Source organism: Kribbella sp. NPDC000426, from assembly GCF_040300265.1.
In the GTDB taxonomy this organism is placed as follows: domain Bacteria; phylum Actinomycetota; class Actinomycetes; order Propionibacteriales; family Kribbellaceae; genus Kribbella.
The window spans coordinates 662773-683816 of sequence record NZ_JBEPDK010000001.1 but is presented as its reverse complement, the minus strand read 5'-3'; the positions used below and the strand labels follow the sequence as shown (position 1 = coordinate 683816).

At 68.8% G+C, this 21044-nt stretch carries 25 protein-coding genes; 14 read left to right on the top strand and 11 right to left on the bottom strand.

Going from position 1 to position 21044, the window contains the following annotated elements; all coding sequences use genetic code 11:
- Positions 1–101 precede the first annotated feature (101 nt).
- The 4 genes from ABT313_RS03345 to ABT313_RS03330 are packed head-to-tail and all read left to right on the top strand — an operon-like array spanning position 102 to position 3420.
- The gene (locus ABT313_RS03345) at positions 102–803 is read left to right on the top strand and encodes a DUF1707 SHOCT-like domain-containing protein (RefSeq protein WP_350848148.1); all 702 of its coding nucleotides are present in this window, start codon (positions 102–104) and stop codon (positions 801–803) included.
- Positions 800–1213 carry a hypothetical protein gene (locus ABT313_RS03340; protein WP_350848146.1) on the top strand — a complete coding sequence of 138 codons (414 nt, stop codon included), beginning with the start codon at positions 800–802 and terminating at the stop codon, positions 1211–1213. The genes ABT313_RS03345 and ABT313_RS03340 overlap by 4 nt, the downstream gene beginning before the upstream one ends.
- Positions 1206–2672 carry a multicopper oxidase family protein gene (locus ABT313_RS03335; protein WP_350848145.1) on the top strand — a complete coding sequence of 489 codons (1467 nt, stop codon included), beginning with the start codon at positions 1206–1208 and terminating at the stop codon, positions 2670–2672. The genes ABT313_RS03340 and ABT313_RS03335 overlap by 8 nt, the downstream gene beginning before the upstream one ends.
- Before the next feature lie 43 nt (positions 2673–2715).
- Positions 2716–3420: a hypothetical protein gene (locus ABT313_RS03330; RefSeq protein WP_350848143.1), complete on the top strand. Its 705-nt coding sequence runs from the start codon at positions 2716–2718 to the stop codon at positions 3418–3420.
- Positions 3421–3423: 3 nt separating this feature from the next.
- On the opposite strand, the gene ABT313_RS03325 is transcribed toward ABT313_RS03330, so the two are convergent.
- The 6 genes from ABT313_RS03325 to ABT313_RS03300 form a co-directional block, all read right to left on the bottom strand.
- Positions 3424–3639, bottom strand: coding sequence for a hypothetical protein (locus tag ABT313_RS03325; protein ID WP_350848141.1), 216 nt, complete (start codon positions 3637–3639; stop codon positions 3424–3426).
- A gap of 82 nt (positions 3640–3721) precedes the next feature.
- Entirely contained in the window at positions 3722–4822 is a 1101-nt protein-coding gene (locus ABT313_RS03320) for a sulfite oxidase (protein ID WP_350848139.1), read from the bottom strand.
- Between the two features lie 40 nt (positions 4823–4862).
- Positions 4863–5471 (bottom strand): response regulator transcription factor, encoded by a 609-nt coding sequence (locus ABT313_RS03315; protein ID WP_130444881.1) that lies wholly within the window; start codon positions 5469–5471, stop codon positions 4863–4865.
- Positions 5472–5481: 10 nt separating this feature from the next.
- Positions 5482–6618, bottom strand: a complete 1137-nt coding sequence (locus ABT313_RS03310) for a sensor histidine kinase (protein WP_350848136.1) — start codon at positions 6616–6618, stop codon at positions 5482–5484.
- Between the two features lie 25 nt (positions 6619–6643).
- Positions 6644–7378: an ABC transporter permease gene (locus ABT313_RS03305; RefSeq protein ID WP_350848134.1), complete on the bottom strand. Its 735-nt coding sequence runs from the start codon at positions 7376–7378 to the stop codon at positions 6644–6646.
- The gene (locus ABT313_RS03300; protein ID WP_350848133.1) at positions 7375–8277 is read right to left on the bottom strand and encodes an ABC transporter ATP-binding protein; all 903 of its coding nucleotides are present in this window, start codon (positions 8275–8277) and stop codon (positions 7375–7377) included. The genes ABT313_RS03305 and ABT313_RS03300 overlap by 4 nt, the downstream gene beginning before the upstream one ends.
- Positions 8278–8491: 214 nt before the next feature.
- Here ABT313_RS03300 and ABT313_RS03295 point away from each other — a divergent pair, with 214 nt between their 5' ends.
- Positions 8492–8983: a DUF1269 domain-containing protein gene (locus ABT313_RS03295; protein WP_350848131.1), complete on the top strand. Its 492-nt coding sequence runs from the start codon at positions 8492–8494 to the stop codon at positions 8981–8983.
- Between the two features lie 2 nt (positions 8984–8985).
- Here the strand turns inward: ABT313_RS03295 and ABT313_RS03290 are convergent, their stop codons facing one another.
- Entirely contained in the window at positions 8986–9942 is a 957-nt protein-coding gene (locus ABT313_RS03290; RefSeq protein WP_350848129.1) for a glucuronyl esterase domain-containing protein, read from the bottom strand.
- Between the two features lie 60 nt (positions 9943–10002).
- Between ABT313_RS03290 and ABT313_RS03285 the strand changes: the two genes are divergently transcribed.
- Positions 10003–10908, top strand: a complete 906-nt coding sequence (locus ABT313_RS03285; protein WP_350848127.1) for an aminoglycoside phosphotransferase family protein — start codon at positions 10003–10005, stop codon at positions 10906–10908.
- Here ABT313_RS03285 and ABT313_RS03280 read toward each other — a convergent pair whose 3' ends face one another.
- Together ABT313_RS03280 and ABT313_RS03275 are read right to left on the bottom strand one after the other, a co-directional pair.
- Positions 10909–11481 carry a GNAT family N-acetyltransferase gene (locus ABT313_RS03280; RefSeq protein WP_350848125.1) on the bottom strand — a complete coding sequence of 191 codons (573 nt, stop codon included), beginning with the start codon at positions 11479–11481 and terminating at the stop codon, positions 10909–10911. It abuts the gene before it with no gap.
- Positions 11481–12128 (bottom strand): TetR/AcrR family transcriptional regulator, encoded by a 648-nt coding sequence (locus ABT313_RS03275; RefSeq protein WP_350848123.1) that lies wholly within the window; start codon positions 12126–12128, stop codon positions 11481–11483. The genes ABT313_RS03280 and ABT313_RS03275 overlap by 1 nt, the downstream gene beginning before the upstream one ends.
- Positions 12129–12194: 66 nt before the next feature.
- On the opposite strand from ABT313_RS03275, the gene ABT313_RS03270 reads away from it, so the two are divergent.
- The 3 genes from ABT313_RS03270 to ABT313_RS03260 all read left to right on the top strand — a co-directional run bounded on the left by ABT313_RS03270 (position 12195) and on the right by ABT313_RS03260 (position 15216).
- Positions 12195–13649, top strand: a complete 1455-nt coding sequence (locus ABT313_RS03270) for a flavin-containing monooxygenase (protein WP_350848121.1) — start codon at positions 12195–12197, stop codon at positions 13647–13649.
- A 71-nt stretch (positions 13650–13720) separates the two neighbouring features.
- Positions 13721–15037, top strand: a complete 1317-nt coding sequence (locus ABT313_RS03265) for a hypothetical protein (RefSeq protein ID WP_350848119.1) — start codon at positions 13721–13723, stop codon at positions 15035–15037.
- Positions 15034–15216, top strand: a complete 183-nt coding sequence (locus ABT313_RS03260; RefSeq protein WP_350848117.1) for a hypothetical protein — start codon at positions 15034–15036, stop codon at positions 15214–15216. The genes ABT313_RS03265 and ABT313_RS03260 overlap by 4 nt, the downstream gene beginning before the upstream one ends.
- A 63-nt stretch (positions 15217–15279) precedes the next feature.
- On the opposite strand, the gene ABT313_RS03255 is transcribed toward ABT313_RS03260, so the two are convergent.
- The gene (locus ABT313_RS03255; protein ID WP_350848115.1) at positions 15280–15501 is read right to left on the bottom strand and encodes a hypothetical protein; all 222 of its coding nucleotides are present in this window, start codon (positions 15499–15501) and stop codon (positions 15280–15282) included.
- Between the two features lie 295 nt (positions 15502–15796).
- Between ABT313_RS03255 and ABT313_RS03250 the strand changes: the two genes are divergently transcribed.
- Genes ABT313_RS03250 through ABT313_RS03240 form a run of 3 tightly spaced genes read left to right on the top strand, consistent with a single transcriptional unit; the run spans position 15797 to position 17406 of the window.
- Positions 15797–16702, top strand: coding sequence for a phosphotransferase enzyme family protein (locus ABT313_RS03250; protein ID WP_350848113.1), 906 nt, complete (start codon positions 15797–15799; stop codon positions 16700–16702).
- A 12-nt stretch (positions 16703–16714) separates the two neighbouring features.
- Positions 16715–16966 carry a type II toxin-antitoxin system VapB family antitoxin gene (locus ABT313_RS03245; RefSeq protein WP_350848111.1) on the top strand — a complete coding sequence of 84 codons (252 nt, stop codon included), beginning with the start codon at positions 16715–16717 and terminating at the stop codon, positions 16964–16966.
- Positions 16963–17406, top strand: a complete 444-nt coding sequence (locus ABT313_RS03240; protein ID WP_350848109.1) for a PIN domain-containing protein — start codon at positions 16963–16965, stop codon at positions 17404–17406. The genes ABT313_RS03245 and ABT313_RS03240 overlap by 4 nt, the downstream gene beginning before the upstream one ends.
- Here ABT313_RS03240 and ABT313_RS03235 read toward each other — a convergent pair.
- Positions 17358–18098: a MerR family transcriptional regulator gene (locus ABT313_RS03235; RefSeq protein ID WP_350848107.1), complete on the bottom strand. Its 741-nt coding sequence runs from the start codon at positions 18096–18098 to the stop codon at positions 17358–17360. The genes ABT313_RS03240 and ABT313_RS03235 overlap by 49 nt on opposite strands.
- A 79-nt stretch (positions 18099–18177) precedes the next feature.
- Here ABT313_RS03235 and ABT313_RS03230 point away from each other — a divergent pair, with 79 nt between their 5' ends.
- Both ABT313_RS03230 and ABT313_RS03225 read left to right on the top strand, forming a co-directional pair.
- Positions 18178–20001 (top strand): hypothetical protein, encoded by a 1824-nt coding sequence (locus tag ABT313_RS03230; protein WP_350848105.1) that lies wholly within the window; start codon positions 18178–18180, stop codon positions 19999–20001.
- On the top strand, positions 19998–21005 hold the full coding sequence (locus tag ABT313_RS03225) for an alpha/beta fold hydrolase (RefSeq protein WP_350848103.1): 1008 nt from the start codon (positions 19998–20000) through the stop codon (positions 21003–21005). Before ABT313_RS03230 ends, ABT313_RS03225 begins: the two co-directional genes overlap by 4 nt.
- Positions 21006–21044 lie beyond the last annotated feature (39 nt).

Here is a 21044-nt window from a genome sequence, read left to right as displayed (position 1 = left end):
TCCGGGGGTAGGTGAGGTGTCGCCGCTGAGGCGACGCGGAGACAGGGGCCGGAACGACAGCCTTGGTGCCATCGGAGAACCGACGAGCATCGAGGAGAATCATGAGTGACGAGAGGCCGGGCGGGTCGATCCGCATCGGCGACAGTGAGCGTGAGGACGCGGTCCGGCGGCTGGGCGAGCATTACGAAGCCGGCCGGCTGAGCGCCGAAGAGCACTCCGAGCGGGTCGAGCAGGCGCTGCAGGCGCGAACCGGAGCCGACCTCGACGGTCTCTTCACCGACCTGCCCGGCGCACACCAGCCGGGGGCGCACCAGCCGGGCGGCGCCGCGGGCGGCCCGGGTGCGGACAGCGCCGGTACGGACGGCGCCGGCGAGGGATGGGCCGGGCCGTGGGGCTGGCGGAAGCCGCCGTGGACGTCGCCGGAGAACGCCGCGGGCGCTGAGGGATCGGGCTCCGGCCCGGCGGGCGCACCGGGGGCGTGGTCTGGAGTTGGATCGGCGTGGCGCGGGGCCGCGTCCGGCGGACCAGGCGCTGGCGGGCAAGGCGCCGGCGGTGCTGGTGGAGTGGCCGGCGGTGGACCAGGCGGCGGTGGCTCGTGGGTTGGTGGGCAGCGGCCTGAGTGGGCCAAGCGCGGGTTTATCGGGCGGGTTCCGTTGCCGTTGCTGCTTGTGCTGGGTGTGGTCGGCGTGCTCGCGTCGTTCGGGTGTGTGGTGCTCGGCGGGCATCCGCCGTTCCTGCCGATCGCGTTGATCGTCGCGGCCGTCATCGTCATCCGCAAGCGTCGGACGGAGCGCCGGGCATGAGAACGGTATACCGGACGCTCGGTCTGCTGATCGCGATCGCGGTCGTGCTGCAGATCGCCTCGATCGCGCTCTCCGGCTTCACGATCGCGAAGGACGCGGACGACGGAACCGCGATCGGGGCGGACTACAGCAACTTCGGCCAGAGCTACCACAGCATCGCCGGTGCGGTGATCGGTCTGCTCGCGCTGGTGTTCCTGATCGTGTCGTTCCTGACCGACGTACCGCGGGGTCGTGTGCTGGCCGGGATCGTGCTCGGTCTTGTGGTCCTCCAGTTCCTGCTGGCGGTGGTGTCCTTTGGGGTCCCGGCGCTCGGCGTACTGCACGGGATCAACGGGCTCGCGATCGCCGCTGTAGCGAGCATGGGGGCCCGACGGGCCGCCGTACCCAACCAACCTGTGACCAGTGGCTGAGGTCAAGAAACGGCGATGGGGCCGGCTGGTCGCACTCGGGATCACCCTGGCGGTACTCGTACCGCTGGGGTATCTCTGGGCGACCAGCCTGGTCCCCGGCTCGTACGACGCCGCGGAGATGGGGTACGCCGATTACGGCGGCGGACCGTCGATGGATCACGAGCACCACGCCGGGATGAGCGGGACCAGCGTCGCGGATCTGACCGGGCCGAAGACTGGTATACCAAATGTGAGCGTGACCCTGACGGCGCGGAAGCAGAAGTTCCAGCTCGCGTCCGGGGAGACCGTCGACGGGTACACGGTGAACGGGACGTCGCCCGGTCCGCTGATCCGGGCGCGGGTGGGCGATCTGATCCAGGTGACGTTCGTGAACGAGTCCGTGCCGGACGGCGCGACGCTGCACTGGCACGGGATCGACGTACCGAACGCCGAGGACGGGGTCGCCGGCGTGACGCAGGACGCCGTACCTGTGGGTGGCAAGCATGTGTACCGGTTCAAGGCGCCGGCGGCCGGGACGTACTGGTACCACTCGCATCAGGTGTCGGCCGACGAGGTGAAGGGCGGTCTGTTCGGGCCGATCGTGATCGCGCCGGCAGCTCCGGAGAAGGCCGGCGAGGTGATCGCCACCATCCACACGTACGACGGCAAGCGGACCATCAACGGCCGGACCGGGACCTCGAGGTTCGAGCTTCCCGCCGGTACGACGGCACGCGTCAGGGTGATCAACACCGACAACGCGATCGTGCGGGTCGGCCTGGTTGGTATGCCATTCAAGGTGGTCGCGGTCGACGGACGCGACGTACACGGACCGACCGCGGTGACGGCCGCGTATCCGTTGGCTGCCGGCGGACGTGTGGACCTCGAGGCTGTTGTGCCGGCCGGCGGGATGCGGCTGGACGCCGGTACGGCGTCGACGTCAATCGGGATCGGACCGGGTGATCCACCTCGGGGAGAGCTGCCGGCGGAGAACGTCGATCTGCTGACCTATGGCACGCCGGCGCCGCTCGGCTTCGACCCCGCGAAGGCGAACCGGAACTTCGAGTACCGGATCGGGCGGACCGCCGGATTCCTGGATGGCATACCAGGGCTTTGGTGGACGATCAACGGGCACAAGTTCCCGGACGTGCCGATGTTCATGGTCGCCGAGGGGGACATCGTCAAGATGAAGATCTCCAACACCAGCGGCCAGGCCCACCCGATGCACCTGCACGGCCATCATGTCGTCGTCCTGTCCCGCAACGGCGTCGCCGCCACCGGCTCACCCTGGTGGACCGACACCCTCGAGGTCGGCAACAAGGAGACCTACGAGATCGCCTTCGTAGCCGACAACCCCGGCCTCTGGATGGACCACTGCCACAACCTCCCCCACGCCTCCCAAGGCCTGGTGACCCACCTCATGTACGAAGGCATCACCACCCCGTACCAGGTAGGCGGCAGCTCCCACAACAAACCGGAGTGAAACCACCTGCCGCCGGGCTGCGTCCATCTCCCATGATGTTCCGGTGAGCGACGACCTGCACGGCCGGCAGCTGGCCTTGTTGCTGCTGTTCTTCGGTTCGGTCGGCGGCACGTTGTACTTTCTCGGCTGGCTGACCCGCCCGAGCACCCTCTACAACGCCCCGTTGCTGTGTTTCGCGATCGCGGGCGGGGCCTGCTACCCCGCCCGCTGGTTGGTCGAGCGGTTCGACTGGTGGAAGCGGCTGGCAGAGCCCACTCGATGGACGCGGGCACGACGCGAACGGGCACAGCGCGAACAAGCGCAACGTAAGCGGGCAGGGCGAAGCGGGCGTCAGTTCGACTGGTTCACGGTGGTGCGGAGGATCGTCGGGGTTCCGCTGGTGCTGGGATGCCTGGCGATCATCCCGCTCGGCATCAGCGGCGGCCGCGACGACGAGCGGCTGGCCAGGTCTGGTGAGGTGCGGCCGGCCGTCGTCCTGTCGGTCACCGAGGACAAGTGGTCGCGATCGCGCGAGGTGACGATCACGGTCGCGCGACCGGGCGACGGTGTGCCGGTGGAGCTCAACGGCGGCAACGACCTCGATGCCGTGCCGGCGGTCGGCGATCAGGTCGACGTCATCGTCGACCCCGACGATCCGTCGTACGTGATCGCCGCGGACGTGGACTGGGACATGCATTGGTACTGGTACGTGCTGGTCGTTGTGATCGCGCTGATCTGCGCCGGCTTGTGCTCGATGCTTCTGGTGTGATGGTCAAGCGGTTGCTTGGGGCAACGGGTGGTTGTGGTCGGTGCGGGCGCGGTGGAAGGCGGCCAGGCGTTCGCATGCGGCTTCGATGGCGGCGTGCTGGGAGGAGTAGGAGCCGTACCAGAGCGGGTTGTCCGGCTGGGGGTCCAGTTCGTCGTCGACGTCGGCGTACCACTCGTCGAGGGTTCTGAAGATCCGCGCGTGCAGTTGGTTGTCGTTCACCGCCACACTCCTGGAGTGAGAACCGTGTACGTCTTCAGGATGTGACGCGGGTACGGCGTTGGCGGTGAACGACACGCGGGTTTCAGGTGACGAGGACCGTGATGCGCTGGGCGGTGTTGTTGCTGAAACCGCCTCGGTTCCACTGGGCCTCGATGGGTTGCTCGCGGCCGCTGGCGTCGTACGCGCGGACCGTGAGCACGTGTTCGCCGGGAGTTGCCTCCCAGTCGTAGGCGAACGCGCGCCACGCGAGCTCGTCGTTGCCGAGGGCATCCAACGTGGCTTCGTGCCAGTTGACGCCGGCGTCGGTGCTGACCTCGACGCGTTCGATCGGCGCCCAGCCGGACCAGGCCCGGCCGAACAGCGGAACGGTGCCTGCAGCAACGAAGCGGTGGCGGCTCATGAAATCCGGGAAGCCCGGCGGCACGAGCAGCGCCCGCGGTTCGATCCGGGTCACCGGCCGGCCCGGGTCGTCCGGGCGCTGGCGGATCACATAGGCCACCGCGTTCTGGAACCCGTCGAACGCGTGGTCGATCACCTCGATCGATCGCAGCCACTTCACGCTCGCCATCCCGTACCAGCCTGGTACGACGAGACGCAGCGGATACCCGTGTTGCGGTGGCAGCGGACCGCCGTTCATCTCCCACGCGACGATCGCGCCGGAGTCGATCGCCTCCGCGAGCGAGAGCCCGCGCTGATAGTCCTGTACGACGCCCCGCTCAACCCCGCGATCCGCGCCGGTGAACACCACATCCACGGCATCCTCGCGGACCCCGGCCAACCGCAGCAGGTCGGCCAGCAGCACGCCGGTCCACTCCGCCGTACCGACCGCTTCCGACAGCCACGGCTGGCTGATCGGTCGTGGCTGCAGTGTCGCCCGCCCGTTGCCCGCGCACTCCAGCGTGACGCGGATCGTACGGCGACCCATCGCGCGCATCTCGGTCAGGCCGAACGACAACGGTTGCTCGACGCACCCGTTCAGCTCGAGCCGCCATTCGCCCGCGTTCGTTGCCGGTATGTCGTAGTGCACGAGCACGTAGTGCAGGCCCGGCGGCGTCACGTCGTACCGCAGGCCCTCCAGCGGCATGCCGTGATTGCGCGCCGCGAGCTGCAACTCGTCGGCGGTGATCCCCTCACCCGTGTCCGCCAACCGCCCCTTGACACTGAATTCCTCGATAGAAACCACAATCCCACCCCCAAAACACAACCCTAGAGGTAGGGGCCCGTTACAACCAGCCGTTGTCTACGGCGATGCGGGCTGCTTCGGCTCGGGTGCGGGCGCCAGTCTTGCCGATGGCGGCGGAGAGGTGGTTGCGGACGGTGCCCTCGGACAGGTGGAGTTCCTTGGCGATGTCCGCGACGGTGCCGCCTTCGCGGGCTGCCCGCAGTACGTCGGCCTCCCGTCCGGTGAGCGGGCTCGTGCCGGCGACCAGGGTCTCGGCAGCGAGTGACGGATCGACGACCCGCAGCCCCTGGTGCACCCGCCGTACGGCGTCGGCCAGCTGGGTCGCGGGCGTGTCCTTGACGACGAACCCGGCCGCGCCCGCCTCCATCGCGCGCCGCAGGTACCCGGGCCGGCCGAACGTGGTCACCATCAGCACCCGAACCCCCGGTACGGCGGTGCGCAGCGCGGCGGCCGCCTCGATCCCGTCCAGCCCCGGCATCTCCACGTCGAGCAGTGCGACATCGGGCTGGGAGTTCTTCGCGGCGTCGATCACCTCGTCACCACGACCGACCTCGGCCACCACCTCCAGGTCGGGCTCGAGGTCGAGCAGCGCGGCCAGGGCCCCACGCACCAGCGCCTGGTCGTCGGCAATCAGCAGTCGGATACTCACAGGTCCATCCTCACAGGCCGACCCGGACGGCCAGCCGGAACCCGCCACCGGGCGCCTGGCCGACCTGCACACTCGCACCGACCAGGTCCGCCCGCTCCCGCAGCCCGACCAGCCCGTGACCGGATGCGCCGCCCCCGGGCGTCGGTCCCTTCCCGTCGTCCAGTACTTCGATCTGCGTCGCCGTGATCCGGATCGTGCAACGCTTCGCGCCGGAGTGCCGTACGACGTTCGTCACGCCCTCCCGCACCACCCACGCGAACAGCTCGCGGTTCTCCTCGGGTACTTCGTCAACCGTGGTCGGCAGATCCGCCTTGACCTCGGCGGCCTGCAGCGCGGTCCGCGCCGAGACGAGCTCACCGGCCAGGCTCAGTTCGCGGTACCCGGCGACCGCGGCCCGTACGTCGGCCAGCGCTGCCCGCGCCAGGCTCTCGACGTCCGCCACCTCGGCGGCGGCCCGCGTCGGGTTGGCCTGGATCAGCTTGCCCGCCAGCTCCGCCTTCACGGTGATGACCGTCAGCGAGTGGCCCAGGATGTCGTGCAGGTCCCGGGCGAACCGGTTCCGTTCCTCCTGTACGGCGAGCTCGGCGAAATCCTTGCGCGCCGCGTTCAACTCGATGCTGCGCTGGATCGCCCGCCGCAGCCCGAACACCGCGAGCGCACCGAGGAAGATCGCGAAGCCGTAGCTGCCGTCGTCGGTCCATCCGGGCACGACCCGCATCGAGATCTCGGCGCCGGCGAGTAGGACCGCGACGAACGCGACCGCCGCCCGCAGATCCAGCAGCATCATCGCGACCGACGCGATGTAGACCAGGCCGGTGAGGGCGGTCTGGCCGGCGGTCGGGATCATCAGCAGGCACAGCGCCAGCATCAGGCCCAGGTACGCGATCTGCTGCCACAGCGCGAGCAGATGCTTGCGGGCCATCCGGCGCAGGATCCCGAAGAATCCCAGGTAGCTGGCCGCGAACAGGATCACCGTGAGGAACCCGAGGATCTGGCCGAGGCCGTCCTTGCGCTCCGCGATCTTCTGCAGCGGCTGCGCCAGGTAGAACAGCCAGACCCCCGCGGCCAGCCAGCCCCAGCGCCCCGGTCCGGCGCCGACTCGGTCGGCCATTCCGTCCAGGGCGCTGGGGCCGCGGTTGGTCTTCACGGTGGTCACGCTACCGCCCAGGTGCTCAGGCGCGGGCAGTGTCGGCGCGGAACCGACGCAGGCCGATGAACCCGAGTACGACGGTCCAGCCGAGCACGACGAGCAGTGCCTGGGTGTCGACCCCGCCCTGCGTCAGGGCGCTACGGGAGGTCAGCCCGGTCCAGTACGCCGGGGTCAGCTGCGCGATGTGCTTCATGATCGACGGCATCTGGTCGACCGGCAGCCACAGTCCGCCGAAGGCCGCGATCAGCATCGTGCTCAGACCGGTGATCGGCTGCACGCTGTCCGGCTTGGCGATGTACCCGATGACCAGGCCGATCGCAGCGAACGGCAGGGCGCCGAGCCAGGACACCAGCGCGACGGTCATCCACTGGCCGAGGCTCAGGTGCACGTGGCCGAACATCATTCCGAAGGCGAAGACGACCAGCAGCGGCGGGATCGCCAGCAGCAGCGACAGGATCACCTTGTTGACGACGTACGCCTGCGGCTTCAGCGGGGTCAGCCGCAGCGTCCGGTTCCAGCCGCCGTCGCGCTCGGCCGCAATCACGCCGCCGCTGCTCATCGCGGCCGACATCGAGCCGAACATCGCCATACTCACCATCACGTACGCGATCGCGGAGATCCCGCCCTCGCTGGCGTCCTTCGGCAGCGTCATGCCGAAGATCGCGAACAGCACCAGCGGCATCAGGATCGAGAAGATCAGCACCCGGCGGTTCCGCAGGGTTCGGCGGATGTCGAAGATCAGGTAGTTGCGGTTCATGCCAGGGTCTCCTCTTGGGCCGCGCTGATCGCGAGGACGGCGTCCTCGAGGTCGGCGGACGTTACTTCGATGTCGTGGGCGGTGGTGTTCTCGAGCAGGTGCCGCAGCGTGTTGTCCGAGTCCGCGCACTGCATCAGGACGACCTCACCGCGGGTCTCGACGTTGCGTACGCCGGGCAGCGACGCGAGCGCGGCGAGATCGGCGCCGGGGATCGTGGCGCGGATGGTGCGGCCGGAGACGCTCGCCTTGATCTGCGCGGCGGTGCCGTCGGCAACGACCTTGCCGTTGCGCATCAGCACGACGCGGTCGGCGTACGAGTCGGCTTCTTCGAGGTAGTGGGTGGCAAACAGGACCGTGCGGCCGCGGGCGGTCTCCTCGTGCATCGACGCCCAGAAGTCGCGGCGGGACTCGACGTCCATACCGGTCGTCGGCTCGTCCAGGACGATCAGGTCGGGCTGCGGGATGATCGCCATCGCGAACCGCACCCGCTGCTTCTGACCGCCGGACAGCGCCTTCATCGTGCGGCCGGTGAGGTCCGCGATACCGGCCCGCTCGAGCGCCTCCTCGACGGGCATCGGGTCGCGGTGCAGACCGGCGACCAGGTTCAGCAGTTCGCCGACCTTGGCGTCCTCGATGATCCCGCCGCTCTGCAGCATCACGCCGACCTGACCCTGGGCGATCGCGTCCGTCGGCGACCCGCCGTACACCTGGACGGTGCCGTTGTCCGGCTTCACCAGGCCGAGCAGCATCTCGATCGTGGTCGACTTGCCGGCGCCGTTCGGGCCCAGCAACGCCACTACTTCGCCGGCCCGGATGGTCAGATCCACCCCGGCGACGGCCTGCACGTCGGCATACTTCTTGGTCACACCCCGCAGGCTGACCGCAGTCGTTGTCGTCATACCCAGAAGCTTGTCGGAGCGCGCCGGACACCGGATGGATCGCTCGTCACGACCCATCCATGACATCCGTCAGCCCGCCCTCAGGGTCGGTTCTCAGGGTTGTTCGCCGACCGCGCCAACTATTCGCCGGGCCGGACCGTCCAGAGGTGAAGAGGAGGTGGTTGAGGTGGTCGAACTACGGTCACGAGTGGGAGGGTGGCAGGGGAGGAACGAGATGGCGACGTTGACGGTGTGGAAGTTCGAGAACTGGGACGGGGCCAACCAGGCGGTCGGGACGCTGGAGAGCCTGGCCAAGCAGAAGCTGATCAAGATTCATGACGCCGCGACGGTGTCGTGGCAGCCGGAGAAGCGGCGGCCGCGGACCCGGCAGGTGCGGAACATGACCGGGCCGGGCGCGGTCGGCGGGGCGTTCTGGGGGATGTTGTTCGGGACGATCTTCCTGATGCCGTTCGCGGGGGCCGCGATCGGTGCCGCGGCGGGTGCGGTGGCCGGAAAGCTGATCGACGTCGGGATCGACGACGACTTCATCAAGGAAGTGCGGACCCAGGTGACGCCGGGCACGTCGGCGCTGTTCCTGCTGTCCAGCGACGAGGTGACCGATAAGGTCCGGGAGACGTTCCAGAAGACCAGGCTCCGGGCCAAGCTCATCCACATCAACCTGAGCGACGACCAGGAGACTGCCATCCACGAGATGTTCGGCGGCTGATCTCAGCGTTGCACGAAGGCAAGTGCGCGTAGCCAGTCCTCCTCGAGAAGCGCGTGGCCGCCGGGCCGGACGTGGTACCCGATGTCGCCGTCCCCGAACGCCGGGGTCGCCGCGACGACGGCCAGGTACTCCCCGATCGGGTCGGCCCAAGCGTCGTCCTCCCCGCTGGCGACGTACACACGACGGGGCGCGATGCTCGCGAGCAGTTGATGCTGGTCGATGGGCGGCCGGCTCCCGGCGTACGCCGAGAACGACGGCACGAACCAGTGCGGGAACCGCGTGGTGATCGCGGCGATGTCCTCACCGCCGGGGTGGCGGAAGAGCGAGGCGCCGCAGCAGCCGGAGTCGTTCGAGACCGTGACGGCGAAGCGTTCGTCCTGTACGCCGGCCCAGAGGGCGGCCTTGCCGAGGCGTGAATGGCCGAGCGCGATCGCGCCGTCAATGGTCACGCCAGGGACGTCGGCGGCGATGTCGAGGCACCGTGACAGACCCCAGGCCCAGGCTGCGACTGCGCCCCACGGTTCGCCGGCGGGGAAGAGCGCGCGTACGCGACTTGCGTTGGGGTCGTCGGGCTCTATTTGCTGGTAGTCGACGGTGAGTACCGCGTACCCGGCGGCCATCACCTTCGCGTACGGCCAATCTTCGAGCGTCTCGTCGTTGCCGGCGAAGTTGAGCGCGACGACGACCGGGGCGGGGCGTGCGTCCGCAGGAATATGCAGGAGGGTGTTGAGCTCGAGATCGCCGAGTGGGCAGCTGATCGTCGCCCGATGCCGGAGCCGATCACCGGCGCCGCCGAAGACGCCCTCGTCGCGCGACTGCAGCACCACCTCACCCAGCCGTGCACCGGGAGGCGTCCGCCCGTAGATCACCCGCGCGAACTCTTCCACAAACTCGCCGCTGAGCGCCGGCAGATCCGGCAGCTCAGCATCCCGCCACGCCTCGGGGAGATCCGTCGTCATGAACCCATCCTTGCCGAAATGGCGTTGACCGGGACGTTGTGGAGTGTCAGGGTCCGGGGCGTGGATCGGGTTGCGAAGTTGCATGACGACGAGGTCGAGATCGACACGTCCCTAGTGGAGCGGCTTGTCGCCGAGCAGTTCCCGCAGTGGGCGGGGTTGCCGGCGCGCGTGGTGGAGGGCTCTGGGACCGACAACGTGACGTTCCGGCTGGGGGACGAGCTCTCGGCGCGACTGCCCCGGACCGAGTCGACCCAGGGGCAGGTGGAAAAGGACCTGCTGTGGATGCCGCGGCTGGCGCCGCACCTGCCCGTCGCGATCCCGGAGCCGCTGCAGCTTGGCGAGCCGGGACAGGGATATCCCTTCAGTTGGGGCGTCTACCGATGGCTGCCTGGCAGGCCGTTCGATGCCACGTCGGACGACGCGGTCGCGCTGGCACCGCAGGTGGCCGAGTTCGTGCGGTCGCTCCGGGAGGTCGACACCACCGGAGCGCCGGTGCCGTCGGACAACCCGTTCGACCGGGGTACGCCGTTGGCGCCGCGGGACGCGATGTTCCGCGAGGCACTCGACGAGCTCCGCGAGTACTTCGACACCGGCCTGCTGCTGGCAGCCTGGGAGGAGTCGCTGGCTGCGGACACCTGGGACGGCACGCCGGCCTGGATCCACGGCGATCTGATGTCCGGCAACGTTTTGGTTGCTGACGGCAAGCTTTCCGCCGTGATCGACTTCGGTACGGCGCGGGCCGCCGACCCCGCCGGTGACGTGCTGGCGGCGTGGTTCCTGTTCGAGGGTGAGTCCCGGCGGGCCTATCGCGCGGCGCTCGAGGTGGACGACGACACGTGGCTCCGGGCGCGCGGCTGGGCGCTCTCGCTGATCGCGATCCCGTACTACCGGCACCGGAACCCGGACGCCATCAGCGGCGGTCAGGAGTACATCGCCGACGTGCTCAGCGACTTCGCCGGGCGGTAGTCACCAGAGTTTGTCGATACTTCCGGGGTAGAGGGCGATGCGGGCGTTGTCGAAGGCGGCGGCCGCTTGCTGGGCGGCGGGGGTGAAGAACGCTGCCAGGGTGACTTTGTCGAAGCCTGGCTGGTCGCTGGGGAACGGGTCGTCGGGGGTGCCGCCGATGAGGGTTGTGCCGGGGAGGAGCTGGAAGCCGGCGCGCTCGTAGAACGGTTGTAGCGGGCGGTCGCAGGTGAAGAGGGCCAGGTCCAGGTCTGTCATTGCCGCGCGGGCGGCGGTGACGAGTCGGAGGCCGTAGCCGTGGCCGCGGAGGTCCGTGCGGGTGACGACGGTGCTGAGCCCGCCGGCGCGGAACGTGTTGCCGGCGTGGTCGAGGTCCTTGTGGAGGATGTCGAGGGCGGCCACGACGGTTCCGTCGTCGATGAGGAGAAACGACAGCGGGCGGAGGCTCGGGTCGTGAACCTGGGCATCGGCGGGCGAGTCGACCGGGGTGGCGGGCCAGGCTTCGTTCTGCAGCGTGTGGACCTGGCGGCGGAGGTCGGCGGGGACGGCCACCTCGGGGTAGGACTCGATGTGCATCAGGTGGACTTGAGGGTGTGAAGGCCCTGCCAGAGCAGGTCTTGCAGGGTGCGGGCTACCTTCTCGGGGCTGGGCGGGGTGGTCGAGCGGGTGCGCCAGATCGCCAGGCGTTCGGTGGCGCCTGAGATGCTCTGGGCAACGATCTGGACCTCGTCCTCGTCGACCGGGCGGCCTGCGGGGAGGTTCATCCGGACCATCGTGGCGATCAGTTCGATGAAGGCCGCACGTACCTCGTCGGTCGCTTCCGCGGCCGGGCCGGCGCTGAGCATGCCTTCGTCGACGAGGACCGACCAGGCCTGCGGGTGGTCGTCAAGGAACTGGAACCAGGCGACGAACCCGGCGTACAGCGCGTCCTCGGCGTCCGGCGCCGCCAGCACCGCATCGGACACCGTGTCCAGCAGTTGACCGCGGAGGCGGGCGAGGCAGGCGAGGAACAGGCCGTCCTTCGAACCGTAGTACTGGTAGATCAGCGGTTTCGAGACGCCGACCTGCGCGGCGACGTCGTCCATCGACGTGCCCTGGTACCCGCGCTCGCCGAAGATCCGCTCGGCCGCCTCGAGGATCTCCCGTTCCCGGGCGGCCCGGTCGCGGCGGCGCTTCGGGGCGGCAACGACCGGGTCAGCGGCCGGGTCAGTGGTCGAGGTCACTTGCGCAGTCTAACTGACTCCGAGTAACTTACTGGGAGTAAGTTCCAGCCGAGCGGGAGGCCAGGGATGACTGAGCAGCATCGGATCGTGGTGATCGGCACCGGGTTCGCCGGGATCGGAATGGCGGTCCGGCTGAAGCAGGCCGGGTACGACGACTTCGTCGTACTGGAGCGTGCCGAGGATGTCGGCGGGACCTGGCGTGACAACACGTATCCGGGCTGCCGGTGTGATGTGCCGTCGCATCTGTACTCGTTCTCGTTCGCGCCGAATCCGGACTGGTCGTCGACGTTCTCGCCGCAGCCCGAGATCGAGGACTATCTCCGCAAGGTCACCGACGCTTTCGGTGTCCGCCCGCACATCCGCTTCGGTCACGCGGTCGAGTCGGCGAACTGGGAGGACGGCCGCTGGCGGATCACGACCAGTGCGGGGGAGTTCACGGCCGACATCGTCCTGTCCGGGATGGGTCCGCTCGCTGAACCGTCGTACCCGAAACTGCCTGGGATCGAGGACTTCGAAGGCGAGGTCTTCCACTCCGCCCGCTGGAACCACGACCTGAACCTCAGCGGTCGCAAGGTCGCCGTGATCGGGACCGGCGCGTCGGCGATCCAGTTCGTGCCGGCGATCCAGCCCGAGGTCGAGGAGCTGCACCTTTTCCAGCGCACGCCGCCGTGGGTGATGCCGCGTCCGGACCGTAAGATCACCGCGGCCGAGAAAATGGTATACCGGCGGTTTCCCCTTGTGCAGAAGGCGATCCGGGCCGGAATCTACTGGGGCCGTGAGTCGATGGTGCTCGGGTTCGCCAAGCTGCCGGCGATCATGAAGCAGGCGCAGAAGGTCGCCGAGAAGCATCTCGCGCACCAGGTCCGCGACCCGCTGCTGCGCGCCAAGCTGACGCCGGACTTCACCCTCGGCTGCAAGCGCGTGCTGATCTCCGACGACTACTACCCGGCGGTCGCGCGGCCCAACGTCGAGGTGGTCACCGACGGGATCGCCGAGGTCACGCCGACCGGTATCGTCACCGACGACGGCGTGAAGCACGAGGTCGACACGATCATCTACGGCACCGGCTTCAAGGTGACCGACCTGCCGGTGATGGACATGGTGCACGGCCGCGACGGCGTCTCGCTGCGCGAGGCGTGGGCCGACGGTATGGAGGCCCACCTCGGTACGGCGATCGCCGGCTTCCCGAACTTCTTCATGCTGATCGGCCCGAACACCGGCCTCGGTCACAGCTCGATGGTGTTCATGATCGAGTCCCAGATCGCCTACATCCTGGATGCGCTGAAGACGATGGATGCCCGCGGCCTGCGGGAGGTCGAGGTACGGCGGGACGTGCAGCGCGCGTTCGTCGACGGGGTCCGGGCGTCGATGCGGAACACGATCTGGACCCGCGGCGGCTGCACGAGCTGGTACCTGGACTCGGAGGGCCGCAACACCACGCTCTGGCCGTCGTTCACGTTCCGGTTCCGGCGGCTGACCAGGCACTTCGACCCCGGCGAGTATCAGACCCTCGCTATGTGACATCGAGCGTGTTACATTCGATCGGTCGGATGCTGAGGTGGTCTGGAAGCGTGGGCTGATCGGAGGACGCGGTGCTGGAGTTGCTGCTCCCGCTCCACGGCATCGGCGGTCGAGGGGACCTGCCGGTGCCGATGTGGCTGGCGATCTACTCCGCCGGCGCCGCGGTCGCGGTCTCGTTCTTCGCGCTCGCGGCGTTCTGGTCGCGGCCCCGGTTCGAGCGGATCACCGGCCGGCCGCTCGGCGTTCTGACGCGGATCGTCGACAACCGTGCGACCCGGGTCGTGCTGAAGGTTGCCGGTGTCGCGGCGCTGGGGTTGCTGCTCGGCGCCGCGTGGATCGGCGATCCCGAGCCGTCGCGGAACCCGGCACCGACCTGGCTGTACGTGTGGATCTGGGTCGGCATCATCCCGCTCTCGCTGCTCTGCGGCCCGATCTGGCGGCTCGCGAATCCGTTGCGGACGATCGCAGGCCTGGTACGGCGTACGTCGTACCGGCGGCTGCCCGAGCGGATCGCCTACTGGCCGGCCGTGGCGGCACTGGCGGGCTTCCTCTGGCTGGAGTTGGTATACCCCGACGGGTCCGAGCCGCTCGTCGTGGCCGTTGCCATCAGCATCTACGCGATCGTGAATGTTGCTGCAGGCATCGTTTACGGCCCGGTTTGGTATACCACCGGCGACAGCTTCGAGGTGTACGCCGAAGTCCTCGCGCGCCTCAGTCCGATCGGACGCGGTGCCGACGGTCAGCTGGTGCTGCGGAACCCGTTGGCCGGCCTGGCGACGATGCCGCAACGCCCGGGGATCGTCGGCCTGCTGTGTCTGCTGCTCGGGTCGACGGCCTTCGACGGCATCTCGCGCTGGTCGGCGTGGACCCGGCGTACGGGCGAGCTGAGCCGTCCGCAACATCTCGTGGTCTACACGCTCGGGCTCATCGTCGCGGTCGCGATCGTGACCGGCCTGTTCCTGCTGGCCGCCCGGACGACCGGAGCGGCGCAGATCAGGCCCGGCGGGATCGGGGCGGCCGGATTGCCCGGCGCGTTCGCGCACTCACTCGTGCCGATCGCGATCGGGTACGCCGTCGCGCACTACTTCTCGTTCGCGATGTTCCAGGGGCAGGAGGGCTGGTTGCTCGCGACCGACCCGTTCGCGCGCGGATGGGACCTACTCGGGACGGGCGGGACGCGGATCGACTACGCGTTTCTGAGTACCAGTTTCATCGCGGGGGTCCAGATCGGTGCGATCGTGCTCGGACACGTACTCGGGGTCGTGTCCGCCCACGATCGCGCTGCCGACCTGTTCCGGCGCCGGCAGCTGCGGCGAGCGCAGTACCCGATGCTGGCTGCCATGGTCGCCTTCACGGCCGGCGGTATCGCGCTGGTGACGGCGTCATGATCGCGTTGCACATGGGTGGTATCCCCGAGACCGCCATGGTCCTCGGCCCGATCCTGCTGATCGTCGCCTTCATCCGCATCGCGCGCCGCAACGAGGCCAACCTGCCGGACGAGGACGACTGGGACGCCGATCTCGGCGACCTGCCGGAGCAGCAGCGCGACCCGGCCCATCGCACCTGAACAAAGTGAGGCCCGGAGAACCCCCTGCGGTTCGCCGGGCCTCGCCCCGTATTTCCCCGTGGTCTATGCGGCCAGAGCCGGTTCGTAGTACCCGCTGAGGCGGGCGGGGGATGCGAGCGTGACGAGCTTGGCGAGCTCGGAGCAGCCGGCGGTCAGCGCGGCCTCGAGCGTGGGCCACTGGTCGACGCACCAGTACGGGTCGTCGGGCTGACGGTCGTTGTCGTCGTCGATGTCGGCGCACCAGCCGCCGGAGCGGACGTGGTGGACGTGCAGTCGAAGCTTCATGGCGGTTCAGCTCTCGGGTTCAGCTCGGGTTCGGCTCTGGGTTCAGCTCTGGGTTCAGAACGGCAGCGGACGGCCGGACGGGGTCCGGAGGTCAAGGGTCTGAGTCTGGGTCTGGGTCTGGCGGCGAGTCGTGGTGCGTGGTCGCCGACGGATCTGGATCTGGCGCATCGCCGTTCTCCTGCCTGGTCTGTTCTGGTAGCTATACGGTCGCGCGTGAGTGGTGGTTCACACATGCGGAGGATTACCTATCTGTCTCCCGAGGAATCCCTGGTGCGCGGTAAGGGAGGATCTAGGGGTGGACGGTCTACTGAGGCGCTGGGGGCTTCAGGGATACGACGTGCGTGCGCTGACCGCGGGCACGAACAACGCCGGGTACTACGTCGGCGACGACTTCGTCCTAAGGATCCACCGCAACCCGGTCGCGCCGTACGAGCACGCCGTACTGCGGGCGCTCGGGGGACTGTCATTCGCCGTACCAGTGCCGGTGCCGGCCGACGACGGGTCGACGGTGGTCCGCGGCGAACTCCAGGGCGAGGTGGTGAGCGCGAGTCTGAGCCGGCGGATCCCGGGGGAGCACCCTGTCCGGGGCGATGCAGTCCGCGCGAGGGCCGCAGGCGCGGCGCTAGCCGAGTTGGACGACGTACTCGGGCGGCTGGATCCGGCTGGTCTGCCGCCCGGCGCGATGTGGGACGGCGACCTGACCACGATCCACCCTAGGGTGCCGAGCCTCGGTCCCCTGATCGACGGGATACCCGCGGATCGCCGGGCCGAGGTCGCCCGGATCCTGACCGGCATCCGGCCCCGTAAGGACCTCCCGCGGCAGATCATCCACGGCGACTTCGCGCCGACCAACGTCCTGATGGTCGGCGACCGGGTGACAGCGATCCTGGACTTCGAGACCTGCGGACCCGGCTACCGGGCGATGGATCTGGCCGTCGGCAGCTACTTCTTCGGCAACTTCGGGCAGCCGACCGCCGCGAGCGAGGCGTTCAGGCGCGGTTACCTCTCCAGGTATCCGTTGACCGACGCCGAACTGAATGCTCTACCGGACCTGGAGCTGATGCGAGAGGCAACGAGCCTCGTCCACTGGCACGGCCGCTACCTCGACGGCCTCACCACCGAGCAGGACATTGCTGACCGGGTGGAGCGGTTGCTGACGGTCGCGGCGCATACGGGAAGAATGGTTCCACCTGTGGGGTAGAAGGGTGGATTGATGAGCCTGAACATCAAGAACGAGCAGACGCACGAGCTCGTGCGAGAACTGGCACAGCTGACCGGTGAGTCCCAGACGGCGGCGGTCGACATTGCTGTCCGGGAACGGTTGACCCGCGTTCGGCGCCTTCGTGGAGCCGGGCTTGCGGACCGGCTGCTGGCAATCGGCGCTGACACCGCGCATCGGCTGCCGGACGGTCTGCGAACCGCCGACCACAGCGACCTGTTGTACGACGACGGGCTGCCCCGGTGATCCTCGACACCTCCGCATTGAACGCGATCCTGCGAGCCGAGCCCGATGCGGCTGACTTCGCCGAGGCGATCGAGGCGGCCGCCTCACGGCGCATGTCCGCTGCCAACTGTCTGGAAGCTGCAGTCGTTATCGACAGCGCCCGCGATCCAGTGGTGAGCCGTCGGTTCGATGAGCTGTGTGCTGCCGCAGAGATCCAGATCGAGCCGGTGACCGAGGCGCAGGCCAGGATCGCGCGGGACGCGTACCGCGACTCGGGAAAGGCAGTGGCCATCCGGCAGGGCTTACCTTCGGCGACTGCTTCGCCTATGCGTTGGCGAAGGACACCGGGGAACCATTGCTGTTCAAAGGCAAGGATTTCATCCACACCGACCTGGCTCCTGTGCTCCCCCTCTCAGCCGGTTGACGGGAGGGCCTTCGGGTCGAGGCCTAGTTCTTCGTAGGCGACTTGTTCGATCTCGCGGGCCATGGCTTCGCGGAAGGCCGCGACCAGGGCCTGGCCGGCCAGCGGGATGATGCCTTCGAGCGTTCGCTGGATCTCGGGCCAGCCGTCGGCGGGCATGCCGGCGTTGGTGAAGTCGCGCCAGACGGTGGAGCGGAAGAGTTCGACGTAGGTCTTGGCGACCGCGTCGGCCTGCGCGAACAGCTTGGGCAGCATCTCGAAGATCGCTTCCATCGGGACGCCGAGTTTGATCACCTCGAGGCCGGTGCGGAGGAGGTCCGAGTTCGGGATGCGGAGCCGGCCGTCCTCGAGCCGCTCCGCGATGCTGAGCTCGACCAGCCGCTCGATCACGGCCGGGTCGTACGGCACGCCGGCTCGGTCGGCGAGCTGCTCGGCGTCGAGCACCTCCGGCTCCGACGGCGTCCACGGATTGACGAGGGTCTCGAAGACGCCGAGCGCGAGCGCGCCGTCGGGCAGCTCGCCCAGCATCCGCTCGACCGCGGCCAGCGTGTAGCCCTTGTCGAGCAGCTCGCGGACCAGCGTCAGCCGGGCCACGTGATCGTTGCCGTAGTAGCCGGTCCGGCCGACCAGACGCGGCGGCGGGATCAGCCCGCGGCCGGCGTACGCGCGCACGTTGCGGACCGTCATCCCGACCTTGGCGGCCAGCTGGTCGACAGTGAGCTCCTCTTCCACCCTTGACAGTCTTCCAGACTCCACGTTACATAGTAGATGTAACATCAAGCATGGCGCATGTCTGATGTAAGGAGTCTCGATGGCGATCCCGCTGGCGACGACCGGTACGGCGAGCTTCGACCAGATCGCGATCGTCACCGGTGTCGTGGGTTTGGTATACCTCGCACTCGCCGTGCTGCTGTGGCGGGAACGGACCGGACGCGTCACGCTGGTAGGTAGGTTTGCGGACACCATCGGGAGACTGGACGGAGTCCCCCGATGGGCCGCGCTGACGCCGTACCTGCATGCGGTCTCGCTGCTCGCCTGCGCGTTCGGGGTGTGGTGGGACATCGCGATCCACATCGACCGCGGCCGTGACACCGGCCCGTTCGGTACGGCGGCGCACTACCCGATCTTCTTCGGGATCCTCGGCGTGATCATCTCGGGCGTGTTGCCGATCGCGCTCGCGGGCAAGCCGCTGCCGGCCCGCACGATCAAGCTGACCAGGGGCTGGCGGATTCCGTGCAGTGCCGCGCTGGTGACGGTCTGCGGCACGTTCGCGCTGGTCGGGTTCCCGCTCGACGACGTGTGGCACCGGCTGTTCGGTGAGGACGTCACGCTCTGGGGACCGACCCACCTGCTGATGATCGGCGGGGTGGTGTTCTCGATCTTCGCGCGGCTGCTGGCGATCGCCGAGGTCGAGCAGTTGGTCGGGCCGAACAAGCGCCGGCTGTTCCAGGAGATCGTGTCGGTCGGTGCCCTGCTGATCGCGTGGGACCTGTTCAGCACCGAGTTCAACTACGGCGTACCGCAGTTTCCCCTTGTTCTGCAGCCGATCCTGATCGTCTTCGGCGCGGCGCTGGGATTCACGATCCTGCGCGCGCGGCGCGGTCCCGGGACCACGTTCGCGGCGCTGGCGGTATACCTGATCATCCGCGGCGGGATCGCCTGGGCGGTCGCGGAGCCGCTGGGCCAGATCGTCGGGCACTTCCCGTTGCTGATCGTCGAGGCCGTGCTGGTCGAGCTGGTCGCATTTGCCTTCGGCAACAAGAATCGGTTCCGCCTCGGTGCGGTCGCCGGTGGATTGATCGGGACCGTCGGCGTGGTCGCGGAGTACGCCTGGAGTCAGGTCTGGATGCCGATCGCGTGGCCGTCGTCGATGCTGCCGTCCGCCCTCGGGTACGGCCTGATCGTCGGTGTCGGAGCCGGTCTGGTCGGGGCCTGGCTCGCGACCCGGTACGCCGAGGTCGCCGGCGAGGAGCGGGCCGTCGGAATCAAGCACATCCGGCCGGTCGCGGTCCGGCGTACGCATCAGCTCGGCGCGGTCGGGCTGGTTGCCGTGGTGGCGACGGTGTTCTTCTGTGTGCCGCGGTCGGCGGGTCCGGGCGTGTCGGGTGTGGTGTCGTTGGAGCGGGTGGCCACGGGGGCCGAGCCGACGGCGTACGTCACGATCACGATGTCGCCGGCGGACGCTGCCGATGGTGCGCGGTGGTTCGAGGCGCTCGCCTGGCAGGGCGGCGGTTTGGTATACCAGCCGATGGAGAAGGTTGCCGACGGCACGTACCGGTCGGCGGGCGCGGTACCGATGTACGGGAAGTGGAAGTCGATGGTCCGGCTGCACCAGGGGCAGCGGGACATGGTGGCGGCCTGGGTGTATGCGCCGGAGGACGCCGCGATCGAGAAACCTGCGGTCCAGGTGTCGAACGGGCAGACCGTCGAGTTCGTCAACGAGCAACAGATCCTGCGGCGCGAGGAGAAGACCGACGTGCCACGATGGATGTGGAACGCCGGTTACGCGCTGCTCGCGGTGGTCGGACTGCTCGAGATCATCGGGATCGCCTGGCTGGTCGGGCGCGGTGCCCGCGGCGGGCGGGCGCGGGCGGCTCATCTGGCTACCGGCGAACGGGAACGGGAGATTGCGTGACGATCCAGTTGGAGCGGTCCGGGGTCACTGCTCGCGACGGAGTACGGCTGAACGTCGAGGTCACAGGGCCGGCTGATGCGCCCGCGACGGTGCTGCTCGTGCACGGGTGGACCTGTTCGACGCGGTCGTGGCACAACCAGGTCGAGAAGCTGCCGGAGATCCTCGGCGCGGACGGCGTGCGGGTCGTCACCTACGACCACCGCGGGCATGGCCGGTCGGAGGCCGCGCCCGCCGGGTCGATGCGGCTCGATCAGCTCGCCGACGACTTGGTGACGGTGATGGACGAGGTCGTCGGGGACGGTCCGGTGGTGTACGCCGGGCACTCGATGGGCGGAATGACGTTGATGGCTGCCGCGGATCAGTACCCGGAGCTGTTCGGCTCACGCATCCGCGCGGCGGCCCTCGTCAGCACGACTTCGGGGCATCTCACCGAAGGCGCACTTGGTATACCACCACGCTTCGATCCAGCTGCGGCCCGAGTCGCTCCTCGCATCCTGAACGCGGTCGGCACCAGAGCCGACAAACGAGCCGCCCACCGAGCCGCAGCAGCCGCAGCGGCAGCAGCCGGAGAGGCGGCCGCCGCTGGAGCCGCAGCAGCGGCCCGGTTGGTGGCTGCTCGGCGTCGGGCTGCCGTGCTGGCCACCAGCTTGCAGGCGCCGGCTTTGCGGCGGGTGGTGTTCGGGAAGCATGCGGATGCGGCGGAGATCGAGTTGTTCCTGCAGGATCTGGCGATGGTGCCAGGCCCGTCGTACCTCGGGTTCTTCGAGACGATGATGGAGCACGATCGCGGTGACGCGCTGAAGGTGCTCGGCGAGCTGCCGGTGGAGATCATGCATGGGACGCGGGACCGGCTGTTGCCGCCGCGGCACGCGAACCGGATGGCGGAGCAACTTCCGAGCGCACGCCTGTGGATCTACCCCGGCGCCGGCCACATGCTGATGCAGGAACGGCCCCGCGACGTGACCCACCGCCTCGCGTCGCTGGCGCGCAAGGTGTCCGCCTGAGAGTCGTGTCACGGCCCGCGGCGGCGTACTCGCCTACGC